We start from the raw sequence: 15,835 nt of genomic DNA, 5'->3' as shown, positions 1-15,835 counted from the left end.
GAAAAAAGGCAATAACCCTTAACTTGATGGTATGGAGCGACAAGCTTATGCAAATATTGAAAATTCAACTGTTGAGATTATTGAGTGGATGCCCTGTTTAGGTTGGTGCATTCCTACTCCTCCCAGAGTTTTGTTTTTTGCATTTTTGCCAGCACGCCAGCACGATTTGCTTGTATCTATCTGAAATACATGTAGTTATAGCGTGCTGGCAACCCGTGCTGGCAGCGTGACGGCAAATTTGCCAGCACGCTTCAATATAGGTAAAAATATGGAGCGTTTTAGTGGAGGGATGAAAGTGCGTATTCAGTTGTTTTGTGGTATGAAACAACCTGTTTGCTACTACTAAACAACTTGTTTGCTATTATGAGATAAATGAATTTGAATTGTTTTTCAGTTCGAAAAAATAAGAAATAGGTTTACGAAACAGTGAAAAAGTAGAAAAAAAGGACCTTAAAATTACGGGTGAAAAACCTCTAAATATGTGGCTAATTCAGGGGAATTCATAGTTCTTCTGTGGATATTTGAACAAGTTCTTCTATGGTTTTTTTAAGTAAGTAAGTGTTCAGAATTAGTTTATACTATTTGTTATCATCTACTCATTATCAATGAATCCCCGTAGGGGATTCATATTCAATTAATGTACTCAATATATATAAAACTAATTTTGAATGGCTACTTATAATAAAAAAAGGAGCAAAAGCTCCTTTCTTTAAAATATAATAAATGTGTTTTTTTACATGGCAGACTGCTTTTCCAGCAGTTTTTGGAGTTTGTTGGTCAGCATCTGACACATGGTTCCATTTCTCATTGCTTGATATCTTTTAATTTGATACTGCAATTTTGCGATTTCGTTTGAATAAGTTTTCATAATTTTCATCTTTTATTGTTCCTCACGTTTTGAAGAACGGTTTTTACTTCTTTATCTTTATAACGCTACAAAGATACGAAAAGTTCTTCGAAAACATGTTTTATAACATGAAAAGTTTATTCAAACATGGCGTTTTCACTTTTCTACTGCTTGAATTGTGTTTATAACCCTTCTTGCGGTAGTAACACTGCGATTGCCTATCTGCTCGCGAACAGAGAAGTGGAACTCCTTGGCTTTTGTTTCCATTTCTATTTTCTTAATGTTGCTTTCGCTAATTCCGCTTCCCGGAAGAATGATAATACGATCACCGGCTTTGGCTACAAGTTCCTTAATTAAAGGTATTCCTTCTTCTGCCACGGGTTTTTGTCCGGAGGTTAATATACGGTTACAACCTAATTCAATGATTTCTTCCAGTGCTTGCATGGGGTTTGCGCAATCATCAAAAGCACGATGGAAAGTTACGGAGAGTCCTTCGGAGGCTTTCATTAATCTTTGTGTTAATGGGATGTCGATATTTCCTTCGGGGGTTAGGCAACCGAATACCACTCCGTCTACCCCGGCTTCTTTGGCAAAACGGATATCGCGTTCCATAATTTCGGCTTCTAACTCATTGTAGCAAAAATCTCCTCCACGGGGGCGAATGATAACATGTAATTTGATGGATAATAACCTCCGGGCGGTGATAATTTCGCCGTAAGAAGGAGTTGTTCCTCCTTCGGAGATCCCTGCACATAGCTCTACACGATGAGCACCCCCTTCTTGAGCTGCTATACTACTTTCTACAGAATTGGCACAAACTTCAAATAAATACATGATGTTAAGTTTTAAATAGCTCCGTGCTACATATTAATTTATAAGGTTACTTAGCGAAACTAACAGCTCTGGTTTCGCGAATTACGGTGATCTTCACCTGTCCCGGATAAGTCATTTCATCCTGGATCTTCTTAGCTATTTCACCAGATAAGTTTTCTGTTTGCTTATCATCAATTTTATCGGCACCTACAATAACACGAAGCTCGCGACCCGCCTGAATAGCATACGTTTTGGTTACCCCGGGATAAGCCATCGCTAATTGCTCAAGATCGTTCAAGCGTTTGATATAAGCCTCTACTATTTCGCGGCGAGCACCCGGACGAGCACCCGAGATGGCATCACATACTTGCACGATAGGAGCTAACAGACTTGTCATTTCTACTTCATCGTGGTGTGCGCCGATGGCATTGCAGATGTCTGGCTTTTCTTTATATTTCTCGGCCAATTTCATACCAAGCAAGGCGTGTGGCAATTCCGGCTCTTCATCGGGCACTTTACCTATATCGTGTAAGAGTCCGGCACGTTTCGCTTTTTTAGGATTAAGTCCTAACTCCGATGCCATTACAGCACAAAGATTAGCTGTTTCGCGAGAGTGTTGCAGTAGGTTCTGTCCATAAGAAGAGCGATATTTCATTTTACCGATGATACGAATCAGTTCGGGGTGTAAGCCATGAATACCTAAATCGATGGTGGTACGTTTACCGGTTTCAATAATCTCTTCTTCTACTTGCTTGCGTACTTTAGCTACCACCTCTTCGATACGGGCAGGGTGAATACGTCCGTCGGTAACTAATTGGTGCAGAGCCAAACGAGCAATTTCACGACGAACAGGGTCGAACGCTGAAAGTACAATGGCTTCGGGAGTATCATCAACTACAATTTCTACACCGGTAGCGGCTTCGAGAGCACGAATGTTACGGCCTTCGCGACCGATGATTCTTCCTTTGATTTCGTCCGATTCAATATGGAATACCGTTACGGAGTTTTCGATAGCTGTTTCGGTAGCCACACGTTGAATGGATTGTACCACAATACGTTTGGCTTCTTTATTGGCAGTTAATTTGGCATCATCCATAATATCATTGATATAAGATTGCGCCATTGTTTTAGCTTCTTCTTTAAGTGAATCTACCAAACGTTCTTTAGCTTCTTCGGCAGAAATTCCTGATATAGCCTCTAATTTTATAACTTCTTGTTGTTGCAACTTATCAAGTTCGTCTTTCTTCTTATCTACAATAACCAACTGTGCTTCCAGATTCTCTCTTACTGCATCGGCTTCAGACTTTTTGCGTTGTACTTCTTCGTTACGTTGGTTAATAACCAATTCACGTTGTTTCAACTTGTTTTCCGCTTGTTGTATTCTTTGGTTACGTGCGGAAACCTCCTTTTCAAGGTCTGCTTTTTTATTCAGGAATTTCTCCTTCACTTCAAGCAGTTTGTTCTTTTTAATAGCTTCTGCTTCTATCTCAGCTTCTTTCATTTTGCTGTTGTATTTGGATTTCAGTACATGTCTGAATAACATGTAGCCTACTATTCCTCCTACGATGAAACATACGATGGATGTTACTATAATTTCTACCATTGTTCAATAATTATTAATATAAATAAAAACGCACTACCGTATGGCCAAAGTATCTACCTTGATCATCACAGCAGTGCGTGGGTTTTCTTTAGTTAGTCAGGGTTACTCTTGTTTGAAGTGATCTTCGAGTATTCCTGTCAATTCTTTTATTTTTTCTGTATACGGTGCCGTATCATTTCTGTCTTTTTGCTTCAGTATTTCTAAAGAAAACTCATAAGCCACCATGGCTATTGTATCTTTAGGTTCCTGATTCGGGAAATGCTTTCGGTACGCATTAAGTCTGATATTTACCTGCTTTGCAGCATCCCTTACCATCTGTTCATCTTCGGGTTTAATGGTTAACGGATAATAAGAATCTGCAATTTGCAGCTTTATCTTTATTTTATCGTTCATACATTTATTGCTTTGATTCAACGTTATTCATTTAATAAAGCAATGCATTTATCGACTTCACGCACTAATTTCGACAATCGCAGTTTCGTCTCTTTTACGTCACTGCCGTTAAGGCTGATTGTCATAGCTGTTTTTAGGTTCGAGTAGTCCGATTCCAGTTTCTTGTAATCTGCCAGTCCCTTCTCTATTTCTTGTTCTTTTTCTTCAAGAAGTTGTTTCAATCCATGATTTTCACGTTTTAATTCATCGTGCAAATGGATTAAATGTCTAATTCTGGCTTCAAAAGTTTGTAATAACTCTTTTTCTTCTTTTGTCATTCTACCCAAAATTGTACACAAAATTACGATTTCGAATGAGACTACAAAAACTTTTCGTAGTATTTTAGGAGATAATTATAGAATTTTGTTTAATATGGGATAATATAAGGAAGCATGAGAGGAAGCTTTGAGGTAAATATGGATTTTACGATCCGCTTTTTATCTTCAAAAGCGGATCATATACTACTTCCTTAAATCAAACAAATACGTTAATTTTCCCATAATAACTGTATGGGCAGAACGCGAAAATACATCTTTCTTGGTGTTGTTATAAAAGTCGGATAATCCAAAGTAGTATCTTCCTTCCAACAAGAAGTTTCCGATACTTTTCGTTCTTATTTCAAGTCCGAGGCCGCCGGTAATTCCGTAATCGAATTTTTTGTCAGCCATTTTTCCATATTGCTCTTTAGTGCCTCCTTTAATAATGGTGGGATTAAAAGGATTACTTATCTTTTCCGATTCGCTCAATAAGAAACCTATTTGAGGTCCCATATTAAGAAAAAAGCGAGCTCCTCTCTCTTTTCCAAATGCGAGGTGTGCTAAAAGAGGGATTTCGAGATAGTTCATTGTGTGACTGTAGGAGTATTGTGGCTCATCTTCAAACTTTTCATCCCAGCCTCGTTGAGAATAGTTTATTTCAAGTTGTATACCACAGATCATAGCAAAGTACTTCTCGGAGATGTAGCGTGCTGTTAACCCTCCGGAGAATCCCATCAAACCATTTTGCTTAATTTTGTATGGCTCAAAGGTAACATTACTATAATTAACTCCTCCATTGAAGCCAACGGAAAAGTTATCGCGTAATTCCCCGACTTGTCCCATGCTTTGCAAACTAATGAATGTAAGTAAGAATGGGAAGATTAATTTAATGTGTTTATTAATCATTAATTTCTATTATTCAAAGTCTAATTTAATAGGTTCAAAATCTTTGGTGAAGTGAACGAAGAATACTTTTTTATTAATAAATCCTCCCCAATTATTAACACGTTCAAATTTGAAGCCTGTTTGTATGGGAACAATATCTGTTTTTAATAGATTCTCTTCAAAGCCGGTTCCATACTTGGCTAAACCGCTTAGGAAATAATAACCGGTATCAAATCCTAACATTCCATATTTGGGGTATATATTCATCATTTCTTTAGTATACCATTTATGGTAGTTATTAATGAAATTGATTGCAGATGGAAGCAAGTTATTTGTATAAAATGATGAGTAGAAATAAGTATCTAACTCAAAGAAGCTTTCCAGATGGTCTTTAGTATATACTTGCCATTCCGGATATCCGAATAAGTGTATCTTATGTCCCGGATTTTCTCTGATTAATAATTTGAGCTGAGGTATAAGTTTAATCAGTGCTAAATCACTACCGGAAGTAGGTATGAAAATATTCACCTTATCTGTTTGAAGAAAACTTTTTAAAGTAGCAGAAGAAATATTTCCATTAACAGTTTGTACCAGGATGTTTTTCTTCTTTAGTTCAGTTTCGAGTCCTGCAATAAATTCAACTTTGTCTTTTTCTTCCGCCAATCCGCCTAAGATAATGACATTTGAATTTGGAAATTGTTTGGTGAAATGATCATATACTTCGGAATACAAATAAGATTGAGGAGTGTTAATTTGGAAGATATTAGGATTCTGAAATACTTCATTGTCTTTAGAACTAAATGGAATTACCAAGCGAATATTATTAGCATCTGCAAATTCTGCCAATGGTTTTATATGCTGTTGATGAAGCGGGCCGAATATGACATCCATATTCTTGAGTTCTTCTTTGGCAAGAATCGGAGCGATGGAACTGTTTTCATCTCCGGAATTATATGTATAGATATCCATGGAGACTTTTTGGCGCTTTAAACTGTCTACTGCCAATAAAAACCCTTCATAATATTCTACCATTTTACTTGCATCACTCTTGCTACCGGATAAGAAAGGAAGTATAACAGCAGCTTTGATTGTCTGTATCTTTTCTGCAGCTTCTTTTGTGTTCTTAAACAACTCTTTATCTGTAGGGGGAGTTATCACCTGCTGTTGCTTTTCTTCTTTGTTTTGAGGATAGGGAATGCATAGTAGCTGACCTTTTTTCATGCCCTTGTTAAGTTCCGGATTAGCGTCCTTTAGCTCTTGTTCTGTGATTCCATATTCGCGGCTAACACTAAAGATTGTTTCTTTTCTTTTCACCTTATGCATTTCCTTGCATTTAGGTTTTACTTCCGGCTGAATTTGTGGAATGACTTCCGGAAGAACTTCAATAGCAACAGCCCCTTTCTCCGGTATACGAATTACTTGCCCTATTTTGAAGTTTTCAGCACTTAATCCCGGGTTCTCGTCTGTAATGGCTTTAGCAGACACTTTATACATAGTTGTCAATTTGTATAAGGTTTCGCCGGGTTGGATGGTATGAAAAATCTCTGTCTGTTCTTTGTTACTTACCTGTTGAGGTATTTTTAAAGTTTTTCCTGCGTATATTTTTTCTTCACATCCGGGATTTAAACGAATGATATCAGCCTTGTTAATTCCATACATGCTGGATATGGAATATAGATTTTGTCCCTTTTCTATGGTATGAAGGAAAAAAGAATTGTTTTCTTGTGCTGTAAGTGTTGCTATGGAAGAATAGCATATAAGAAATAGAAGCAATACACGCTTAATAGATTCCATACTTAGAATATATGTATTTAAAAATTAGATACTAATGAGGGCAAAGGTACAAATAATACCAAATATTTAGGTAATAATTGAATGGCAGTTTATGTTTTATTCAAGAATAATAAAAAAAGAGAGAATAAAATTCTCTCTTTTGTATAGCATTTTATAGTTAGGATTATTTAAATACCACTTTATTTAGCATGAGGTCTTTTGCGTAGTTTATAAAGAAAATATCTCTGTTAACGTATCCGCCTCCATTATTTATCTGTTCAAATTTGAATCCGTTTTTAATTAATTCGGTATCTATATTCTGAATATTATTATTCAACTCGGTTCCATAGTCAAATAGTCCTTTTAAAAAGAAATAGCTGGTTTCAAATCCCATTGTTTTATCTGATGGGTATATGGATAAAAGTCTTCTTTGATACCATTTAAGGAAAGCAGTAGCCGGATTTTGTGTCAGATTAAGAGATTTGTTATAGTGAGAAGAATAAATATATGCATTAATCTCAAACAGATTTTCTATCATGTTGTTTCCGGTATAATTTTGCCATTCAGGATAGCCGAATACACTAATTCTAAAATCGGGATTATCTTTAATAACCTTTTTAAGATGTGCAATTGATTTGGTTAATGCAGCATTACTTCCGCTTGTCAGAACAAAAACATTTTCTTTATCGAGTCGCAATGTCGATTTTAAAATATCAGTAGTAAGGATTGAGTTTATTGTTTGTACAGGTGCTCCATTGTTTATTAATTCGTTTTTTAATCCGCTGATGAAAGAGGCTTTGTCCTTATCGGTGCTCAATCCGTCTAACAATATAACATTGGGGTTGGGGAATTTACGAAGAAAGCAATTATATACTCCTTGGTAAAGATAATGAGGAGGAGCTTTCACCAGATAGGTGTTGGGATTCCATGATAAATCAATATCTTCTGTAGCATAAGGTATTACTAATGGGATTTTTTGATCATTAGAAAAAGTAATCAATGGTTTAATATACATCTCGTTTAAAGGAGCATATATAATATTAGCTTGTCTCAACTCGCTTTTAGCTAAAATAGTATTAATTGAGCTGGCATCGTTTCCTACATTATATACAGATAGTTCTACTGTTATGTTTTGTCTTTTAAGACTGTCTATAGCAGCTTGAAAACCTTCATAAAAGCGGTTTCTACGCACCGATTCAGTAACTTTTTTTGTTGGCGAAGGCAATATAACCGCTACTTTAAGGATTAAACTTTTCTGTATTTCCTGATCTATCTCCCGGTCTATTTCATTAAGAATGGCTCTGGTCGATACAGGCAAATTATAAGTTTCAGTTTTTTTAGTAGTAGTGGTAGTAGTGGTAGTGGCGGCTCTTGATATAGCCGTTGTTTCCTGCAAAAGCATTTTTGATGAGGGTATACGAACTACATCACCCACTTTAAGACTTTCCGCACTTATTTCAGGGTTGGCTTCCATAATCTCTTTTAAGCTAACCTGATACATAACCGACAGTCTATAAAAAGTTTCCCCTTCCTGAACAGTATGGAAAACATCATTGTTAACAGACGACGGTGCCTGAACATAATCTTGTGGGATTTTTAATGTGTTTCCCGCATATATTTTCTTTTCACATCCGGGATTCATACGAACAATCTCCTCTTTTCCTACATCGTACATGTTTGAAATGGAGTATAAACTTTCTCCTTGTTTGATAGTGTGGAGAACATAATTTGAAGATCCTTGCGCCAAAGGCTTGACACCTGGAGAAAAAACAAGGCACAGAAATAGCAAAAAGGTAATAAGTTTCATCGCTTCTATATTAAATATTTTATTAGTAAATTGTGTTGTAAATATCTAATAATGCAAAGATATATTTTTTTTTGTTTTTAATCATCGTTTCAATAAAAAACTATTAATTCAATACTCTAAAGAACCTATTTTTCTCTTTTTTCGGGTTTAATAGTCTGCTATTCTCACTTTAAAAGAAAGCAAACAATCTAAAAATAGCACAAAATAAAAGAACATACGAAATTTAAGCAGGCTCTTAAAAGTTTATTTGAACAGGAAATATTAATTTTGCAGACTAATTTTCAGAACATGCAGGAAACAGAATATATAAATGTATATGGTGCTCGTGTACATAATTTAAAAGATATTGATGCCGAAATGCCCCGCAACAGTTTAACTGTTATAACCGGATTAAGTGGCAGTGGAAAATCTTCTTTAGCTTTCGATACAATTTTTGCAGAAGGGCAACGTCGGTATATTGAGACTTTTTCTGCTTATGCACGTAATTTTTTAGGGAATTTGGAGCGACCTGATGTTGATAAGATTACAGGTCTTAGCCCGGTTATATCTATTGAACAAAAAACAACCAATCGCAATCCTCGTTCTACAGTAGGCACAACAACAGAGATTTATGACTATCTCCGTTTGTTATTTGCCAGAGCAGGAGATGCATATTCTTATCTGTCAGGTGAGAAGATGGTTAAATATACCGAGGAACAAATCTTAGACCTGATTCTTAAAGATTATAATGGGAAGAAAATATTTATGCTGGCTCCTTTGGTACGTACTCGTAAAGGACATTATAAAGAGTTGTTCGAGAATGTACGCAAAAAAGGCTATCTCCATGTGCGGGTAGATGGAGAAGTTAAAGAGATTACTCATGGCATGAAGTTAGATCGCTACAAGAATCATGATATCGAAGTTGTGATAGATAAGATGGTGGTAAGCGATAAAGATGATAAGCGCTTGAAGCAAAGTGTTGCCACTGCCATGCGTCAGGGAGATGGATTAATTATGATTCTGGATGCACAAACAATGGAAATCCGACATTACAGTAAACGTTTAATGTCTCCTCTTACCGGACTTTCCTATAAAGAACCGGCTCCCCATAATTTTTCTTTTAACTCTCCACAAGGTGCTTGTCCTAAGTGTAAGGGGCTTGGAATAGTTAATCAGATTGATATAGATAAGGTGATTCCGGATCGGAAATTATCTGTGCATGAAGGAGGTATTGCTCCATTGGGTAAATATAAGAACTCAATGATCTTTTGGCAGATCGCTGCCTTGTTGGAGAAACATGAAGTAACTTTAAAAACACCCATTAAGAATTTGACGGATGATATTCTGGAAGAGATACTTTATGGCTCCGACGATCGAATCAAGCTCAAAGGAACTTTAATAGGAACCTCTTCAGATTATTTTGTGACGTATGAAGGAGTAGTGAAGTACATTAAAATGCAGCAAGAGAAAGATGCATCTGCCACAGCTCAAAAGTGGGCAGACCAATTTGCACGCACTACTGTTTGTCCGGAATGTAATGGAGCCCGACTTAATAAAGAAGCTTTAGCTTATCGCATTCATGATAAGAATATTTATGAATTGGCAACGATGGATGTTTGCGAACTGTATGAATGGTTACAGCATGTTGATCAATATCTATCCTCCAAACAAAAAAAGATTGCCACTGAAATACTTAAGGAAATACAAACCAGACTTAAATTTCTTTTGGATGTGGGGTTGGATTATCTATCTCTAAATCGTAGTTCAGTAAGTCTGTCGGGGGGAGAAAGCCAGCGTATTCGATTAGCTACTCAGATAGGTTCGCAATTAGTGAATGTACTTTATATTCTGGATGAGCCAAGTATCGGACTTCATCAAAGAGACAATTTACGTTTGATTAACTCTCTGAAAGAATTAAGAGATATTGGTAACTCCGTAATTGTAGTTGAGCATGATAAAGACATGATGTTTGCCGCCGATTATGTGATTGATATGGGCCCCAAAGCCGGTAGGCTGGGAGGGGAGGTGGTATTTTCCGGTACTCCTCAGGAGATGCTGAAGACGGATACACTTACTTCTCAATATTTAAACGGGAAAAAGAAAATAGAGATACCGGAAAAACGTCGGGAAGGTAATGGGCATTCTTTATGGCTACGTGGTGCTAAAGGCAATAACCTGAAAAATGTGGATGTAGAATTTCCTTTAGGCAAATTGATTTGTGTAACCGGAGTTTCCGGAAGTGGTAAGTCGACGTTAATCAATGAAACACTTCATCCTATTCTATCTCAAAAGTTCTATCGTTCTTTGCAAGATCCTTTAGAATATAAATCAATAGAGGGCTTAGAGTATATAGATAAGGTGGTGGATGTGGATCAATCTCCTTTAGGGCGTACACCAAGGTCTAATCCTGCCACATATACCGGTGTGTTTACCGATATTCGTAACTTATTCGTAGAACTTCCCGAAGCCAAAATACGCGGATATAAACCCGGACGATTCTCTTTTAATGTGTCTGGCGGACGTTGTGAAGCTTGTTCCGGAAATGGTTATAAAACCATTGAAATGAATTTCCTGCCGGATGTATATGTGCCTTGTGAAATTTGTCATGGCAAACGTTATAACCGTGAAACGCTGGAAGTTCGTTTCAAAGGAAAATCTATAGCCGATGTATTGGATATGACTATCAATCGGGCGGTTGAGTTCTTTGAAAATGTGCCTCAAATCTTAAATAAAATCAAGGTTTTACAAGAAGTTGGTTTGGGGTATATTAAACTGGGGCAATCTTCTACAACCTTATCCGGTGGCGAAAGTCAACGTGTGAAATTAGCTACCGAACTTTCTAAACGAGATACCGGAAAGACGCTCTATATTCTTGATGAACCTACAACCGGACTTCATTTTGAGGATATACGCATTTTACTTGGAGTGTTAGATAAACTCGTGAATAGAGGAAATACTGTAATTGTTATTGAACACAATCTGGATGTTATTAAAATGGCTGATTACATTATTGATATGGGACCAGAAGGAGGAAAGGGCGGAGGAAAGCTCCTTAGTTTCGGTACTCCGGAAGAGGTTGCTAAAAGTAAGAAAGGGTACACTCCTAAATTCTTACGCGATGAATTAAAACCATAATATCTCATGGCTAAGATACAGAAAACAAATGCTGCTCGGTTATTGGATAAAGCAAAAATCGCTTATGAACTGATTCCTTATACAGTAGATGAAAGTGATTTAAGTGCTATCCATGTTGCCGAGACTTTGGGAGAAGATGTGGAGCAAGTCTTTAAGACTCTTGTTTTGCATGGCGATAAAATTGGCTATTTCGTTTGCGTTATTCCGGGTGATAAAGAACTTGGTTTAAAGCTGGCTGCTAAAGTATCCGGAAATAAGAATTGTGAAATGATTCCGATGAAAGAACTTCTCTCAATAACCGGATATATACGTGGAGCATGTTCTCCCATAGGGATGAAAAAGCCTTTCCCAACTTATATTCATGAAACCTGCCTTTTATATGACTTTATATATATCAGTGCCGGGCAACGAGGGCTTCAGATTAAGATAAACCCAAGTGATTTAATAAATTTGGTAGCGATACATGTCGCTACTTTGTGTTAAAATGAAAGATAAAACCTCCTCTATCTATGGTATAGGAGGTTTTTCTTTGATATTTATTCACTCTTTATGCCATTTATTTATTTCTTGTGATTATATTTGCACTATTATAATTTTGAAATTTATTAATTATACTACTTTAAACTATTACTTCTATGTTTAAGAATCATCCTAAAGGATTACTTGGAGCAGCTCTCTCTAATATGGGAGAACGCTTTGGCTTCTACATTATGATGGCTATATTAGTGCTTTTCCTGCAAGCAAAATTTGGTTTTGACGGAACACGAGCCGGACTTATTTATTCAGTGTTTTATGCTCTTATATATTTGTTGGCTTTAGTCGGTGGACTTATTGCAGATAAGACTAAGAACTTTAGAGGGACAATCCTTACAGGGCTTATTTTAATGGCTGTTGGTTATGGATTAATTGCAATTCCTTCTCCTACTCCAGTAAAAGAATTTGCTTTATATCTTACTTTAACTTGTGTTGGTTTATTTGTGATTGCTTTTGGTAACGGATTATTTAAAGGCAATTTGCAAGCTTTAGTAGGTAAGATGTACGACGATGAAAAATACTCTAAAATGAGAGATTCCGGATTCTCTCTCTTTTATATGTTTATTAATGTTGGAGCTATTTTCGCTCCATTGCTTGCTGTTCTTATTAGAAACTGGTGGCTCAAGACAAATGGTTTTGTATACAATGCCGATATGCCTTCTTTGTGTCACGGTCAATTAGCTGGCACTCTTAATGCTGAAACAACAGAACAATTACGATTATTTGCAGACCAATTTGGTCGTACAGACTTAACTGCTTTTGCTAATGAATATTTAGATGTATTTACAACTGGATTTCATTATGCTTTTGCTTGTGCAATTGTTGCAATGGCTATTTCCTTAGTTGTCTTTTTACTTAATAAGAAGAATTTCCCAGCAGACGAGAAAGGTAAAGTTGCACAGACAAATGCTTCTGCAACTCCTGTTACTGAAATGGATATTAAAGAGATCAAGCAACGTATGTATGCTTTATTTGCAGTATTTGGTGTTGTAATCTTTTTCTGGTTCTCTTTCCATCAAAATGGACTTACATTAACTTCCTTTGCTAAAGAATATACAGACCTTTCGGCCGTAAAGGTGGATCTTAATTTTACGACTATAGAGGGTGCAGAGGTATTTCAATCTATCAATCCTTTGTGTGTAGTGTTATTGACTCCGCTTGTTATGGGATTGTTTGGCTGGTTGCGTGCGCGCGGTAAAGAACCATCTACACCTAGAAAAATTGCAATAGGGATGGGAATTGCAGCATTAGCGTATTGTGTTATGGCTTATGGGTCTTATATTGCTGACCTTCCTTTGTGGTCTTCTTTGTTTGAGAAAGTCAAGACGGATTCGGGTGATACAATTGTTAATACCATTAGGGTTTTACCACAGGAAATGCGTGTAACTCCATTCTTGCTGATAGGAACTTATATAATACTGACTATAGCCGAGCTATTTATCAGTCCTTTGGGTATTTCTTTTGTATCCAAGGTTGCTCCTCCTCAATATCAAGGTATTATGCAAGGTTGTTGGTTAGGTGCCACAGCTGTAGGTAACCAATTGTTGTTTATTGGAGCAATTTTCTATCAAAGTATTCCAATCTGGATGACTTGGTGTATATTTGTTGTTGCATGTCTTATATCAATGTTTACTATGATTGCCATGGTAAAATGGTTAGAAAGAGTAGCCAAGTAAATTAGAATCAAGCAGATATAAAATAAAATCGGGCTGATTTGGATTTCCAAGTCAGCCCGATTTCTTTTAATAGCTTCTTCTTAATCAAAGAAACTCTTAAACTTCTTGAATATTTTTTCTTTTACCGAAGTACTTGGTTTAAAGTTCTCGGCAGATTCTAATTTCTCCAAGGTTCCTTTTTCGTCTTTACTCAAAGTTTCCGGCACATATACACTGACATTTACTAATAAATCTCCTGTACCATATCCATTCACGCTTGGCAAGCCTTTGCCACGTAAACGAAGAACTTTGCCCGGCTGGGTTCCGGCATCAATCTTAACTTTTACTTTATTGTCGATGGTTGGGATTTCTACAGTGCCGCCTAAGGCAGCTGTTGGGAAGCTTAATAGGAGATTGTAGATCAAGTCGTTATCATCACGAATTAAGTCCGGGTGTGCTTCTTCCTGTACCTGAATCAGTAAGTCTCCGGGTACTCCATTGTGTTTACCAGCATTACCTTTGCCACTCATGGATAGTTGCATGCCTTCGGCTACACCTGCAGGAATTTTTACGCTTACAACTTCTTCTCCATGCACAATACCGTCTCCACCGCAAACTTTACACTTATTCTTAATAATAGTACCTTCTCCGCTACATGTAGGACATGTAGTGCGGGTTTGCATGGTGCCTAAAATTGTTTGTTGGTTCTTGATGATACTACCACTTCCTTTACAGGTAGAGCAAGTTTCCACTCCTCCACTTCCTTCGGCACCACTACCATGACAATGGTCGCAATCTACATATTTTTTGAGCTTGAATTTCTTTTCAACGCCACTGGCAACCTCTTTTAGATTCAGTTTTACCTTTACACGAAGGTCTGAACCACGGAAGCGTCTTTTCTGGCTACCTCCGCCACCGCCTCCAAAGCCACTGAAGCCTCCAAAGCCACCGCTATGGCCACCAAAGATATCACCAAACATGGAGAATATATCGTCCATAGACATACCGCCACCGCCGAATCCACCTCCGAAAGGTCCACCATTTCCGGCAGCTCCGCTCATTCCGGCATGACCAAATTGATCGTAGCGGGCACGTTTATCTGCGTTGCTGAGCACGTCATAAGCTTCGGCAGCTTCTTTAAATTTATCTTCGGCTTCTTTATCGCCCGGATTCTTGTCCGGGTGATATTGAATCGCCTTTTTACGATATGCTTTCTTTATTTCATCAGCTGATGCATCTTTCGACACTTCCAGCACTTCATAATAATCTCTTTTTGACATATATTTCTTTATTATTCTCCTACTACAACTTTAGCATGACGAATCACTTTGTCATTCATTGTATATCCTGTTTGAACAGTATCCAGAATTTTCCCTTTTGCATCTTCCGAAGGAGCGGGTACTACAGCAATTGCTTCGTGATAGTCGGTATCAAGAGGCAGATTTGCTGTTTCAATGATTTTCACCCCGTTTTGAGATAAGATGGAGATGAACTTGTTGTATATAAGATCTACTCCTTCTTTTACAGCTTCTACATCTTTCGCTGTTTCCATTGTTTTCAGAGCTCTCTCCATATCATCAAGAACAGGTAGCAAAGTGACGATACTTTTCTCGCTTCCATTTAAGATTAGCTCTGCTTTTTCCTTCATGGTGCGTTTCCGGTAATTGTCGAATTCGGCAGAAAGGCGTAGATACTTATCTTTCTGATCGTTGATTTGCTCATTAAGCTCCTCTATTTGTTTTTCCAATTCTTCTTCTCTGGATAAAGGAGTTTCCGTTTGTGCTTCTTCATTTACAGCATCTTGCAGTTGCTCTTCGTTTTCTGTAGAGTTTTCATCCGATTTTGTTTTTAACTCCTCTTCTTCCATTTTCTTTTTCTCTTTTGGATCCATATTGTTTGTTTTTTTATTTCTGTTAAATATCATAGCTATAAGTAGTGTATTGAATTTACCTTTCAGTAGCAAAAACTTTGCCAAGATGATTGTTTACGGCAAAGATTTCGCAAAGATAGCTATTTATGCCAGATTGACGTATGCTCTATGTCCTCTAATTCATTTAAAATGACTACCTTTGCACCCAATTTGAGTAATAATAGCGTGTGAATCACCTATAAAAT

General features: G+C 37.1%; 13 protein-coding genes. 3 read left to right on the top strand and 10 right to left on the bottom strand.

Annotated features, from left to right (window positions below; all coding sequences use genetic code 11):
• Positions 1 to 733 precede the first annotated feature (733 nt).
• The 8 genes from D0T60_RS18960 to D0T60_RS12040 all read right to left on the bottom strand — a co-directional run bounded on the left by D0T60_RS18960 (position 734) and on the right by D0T60_RS12040 (position 8,417).
• Positions 734 to 868, bottom strand: coding sequence for a hypothetical protein (locus D0T60_RS18960; protein WP_255491686.1), 135 nt, complete (start codon positions 866 to 868; stop codon positions 734 to 736).
• Positions 869 to 1,003: 135 nt separating this feature from the next.
• Positions 1,004 to 1,681 (bottom strand): copper homeostasis protein CutC, encoded by a 678-nt coding sequence (locus tag D0T60_RS12070; RefSeq protein WP_163218417.1) that lies wholly within the window; start codon positions 1,679 to 1,681, stop codon positions 1,004 to 1,006.
• A 46-nt stretch (positions 1,682 to 1,727) separates the two neighbouring features.
• Positions 1,728 to 3,263 (bottom strand): ribonuclease Y, encoded by a 1,536-nt coding sequence (rny, locus tag D0T60_RS12065; protein WP_163218416.1) that lies wholly within the window; start codon positions 3,261 to 3,263, stop codon positions 1,728 to 1,730.
• 102 nt (positions 3,264 to 3,365) lie between these two features.
• Positions 3,366 to 3,656 (bottom strand): cell division protein ZapA, encoded by a 291-nt coding sequence (locus D0T60_RS12060; protein WP_163218415.1) that lies wholly within the window; start codon positions 3,654 to 3,656, stop codon positions 3,366 to 3,368.
• A gap of 23 nt (positions 3,657 to 3,679) precedes the next feature.
• Positions 3,680 to 3,973 carry a hypothetical protein gene (locus D0T60_RS12055; protein ID WP_163218414.1) on the bottom strand — a complete coding sequence of 98 codons (294 nt, stop codon included), beginning with the start codon at positions 3,971 to 3,973 and terminating at the stop codon, positions 3,680 to 3,682.
• A gap of 183 nt (positions 3,974 to 4,156) precedes the next feature.
• Positions 4,157 to 4,858, bottom strand: a complete 702-nt coding sequence (locus D0T60_RS12050; RefSeq protein WP_163218413.1) for a porin family protein — start codon at positions 4,856 to 4,858, stop codon at positions 4,157 to 4,159.
• 9 nt (positions 4,859 to 4,867) lie between these two features.
• Positions 4,868 to 6,631 (bottom strand): LysM peptidoglycan-binding domain-containing protein, encoded by a 1,764-nt coding sequence (locus D0T60_RS12045; RefSeq protein ID WP_163218412.1) that lies wholly within the window; start codon positions 6,629 to 6,631, stop codon positions 4,868 to 4,870.
• 163 nt (positions 6,632 to 6,794) lie between these two features.
• Positions 6,795 to 8,417 (bottom strand): LysM peptidoglycan-binding domain-containing protein, encoded by a 1,623-nt coding sequence (locus tag D0T60_RS12040; RefSeq protein ID WP_163218411.1) that lies wholly within the window; start codon positions 8,415 to 8,417, stop codon positions 6,795 to 6,797.
• Positions 8,418 to 8,705: 288 nt separating this feature from the next.
• Here D0T60_RS12040 and uvrA point away from each other — a divergent pair, with 288 nt between their 5' ends.
• From uvrA to D0T60_RS12025, 3 genes are all read left to right on the top strand, one after another.
• A complete protein-coding gene (gene uvrA / locus D0T60_RS12035) occupies positions 8,706 to 11,531 on the top strand; it encodes an excinuclease ABC subunit UvrA (RefSeq protein ID WP_163218410.1) in 2,826 nt (941 codons plus the stop codon).
• Between the two features lie 6 nt (positions 11,532 to 11,537).
• Entirely contained in the window at positions 11,538 to 12,014 is a 477-nt protein-coding gene (ybaK, locus tag D0T60_RS12030) for a Cys-tRNA(Pro) deacylase (RefSeq protein ID WP_163218409.1), read from the top strand.
• 152 nt (positions 12,015 to 12,166) lie between these two features.
• Entirely contained in the window at positions 12,167 to 13,741 is a 1,575-nt protein-coding gene (locus D0T60_RS12025) for a peptide MFS transporter (RefSeq protein ID WP_163218408.1), read from the top strand.
• Between the two features lie 80 nt (positions 13,742 to 13,821).
• On the opposite strand, the gene dnaJ is transcribed toward D0T60_RS12025, so the two are convergent.
• Together dnaJ and D0T60_RS12015 are read right to left on the bottom strand one after the other, a co-directional pair.
• Complete coding sequence (gene dnaJ, locus D0T60_RS12020; protein WP_163218407.1) at positions 13,822 to 15,000, bottom strand: molecular chaperone DnaJ; 1,179 nt, start codon at positions 14,998 to 15,000, stop codon at positions 13,822 to 13,824.
• An 11-nt stretch (positions 15,001 to 15,011) separates the two neighbouring features.
• A complete protein-coding gene (locus D0T60_RS12015; protein ID WP_163218406.1) occupies positions 15,012 to 15,611 on the bottom strand; it encodes a nucleotide exchange factor GrpE in 600 nt (199 codons plus the stop codon).
• Positions 15,612 to 15,835: the final 224 nt, after the last annotated feature.

Source organism: Bacteroides sp. 224, from assembly GCF_010500995.1.
Lineage (GTDB): Bacteria > Bacteroidota > Bacteroidia > Bacteroidales > Bacteroidaceae > Bacteroides.
This window is presented reverse-complemented; position numbering and strand designations above follow the sequence as displayed.

Bases quoted from the DNA above. Each gene is read 5' to 3' on its own strand.
- rny (WP_163218416.1), bottom strand. From the start codon at position 3,263: ATGGTAGAAATTATAGTAACATCCATCGTATGTTTCATCGTAGGAGGA.
- D0T60_RS12015 (WP_163218406.1), bottom strand. From the start codon at position 15,611: ATGGATCCAAAAGAGAAAAAGAAAATGGAAGAAGAGGAGTTAAAAACA.
- D0T60_RS12040 (WP_163218411.1), bottom strand. From the start codon at position 8,417: ATGAAACTTATTACCTTTTTGCTATTTCTGTGCCTTGTTTTTTCTCCA.
- D0T60_RS12055 (WP_163218414.1), bottom strand. From the start codon at position 3,973: ATGACAAAAGAAGAAAAAGAGTTATTACAAACTTTTGAAGCCAGAATT.
- D0T60_RS18960 (WP_255491686.1), bottom strand. From the start codon at position 868: ATGAAAACTTATTCAAACGAAATCGCAAAATTGCAGTATCAAATTAAA.
- D0T60_RS12060 (WP_163218415.1), bottom strand. From the start codon at position 3,656: ATGAACGATAAAATAAAGATAAAGCTGCAAATTGCAGATTCTTATTAT.
- D0T60_RS12045 (WP_163218412.1), bottom strand. From the start codon at position 6,631: ATGGAATCTATTAAGCGTGTATTGCTTCTATTTCTTATATGCTATTCT.
- ybaK (WP_163218409.1), top strand. From the start codon at position 11,538: ATGGCTAAGATACAGAAAACAAATGCTGCTCGGTTATTGGATAAAGCA.
- uvrA (WP_163218410.1), top strand. From the start codon at position 8,706: ATGCAGGAAACAGAATATATAAATGTATATGGTGCTCGTGTACATAAT.
- D0T60_RS12050 (WP_163218413.1), bottom strand. From the start codon at position 4,858: ATGATTAATAAACACATTAAATTAATCTTCCCATTCTTACTTACATTC.
- D0T60_RS12070 (WP_163218417.1), bottom strand. From the start codon at position 1,681: ATGTATTTATTTGAAGTTTGTGCCAATTCTGTAGAAAGTAGTATAGCA.
- D0T60_RS12025 (WP_163218408.1), top strand. From the start codon at position 12,167: ATGTTTAAGAATCATCCTAAAGGATTACTTGGAGCAGCTCTCTCTAAT.
- dnaJ (WP_163218407.1), bottom strand. From the start codon at position 15,000: ATGTCAAAAAGAGATTATTATGAAGTGCTGGAAGTGTCGAAAGATGCA.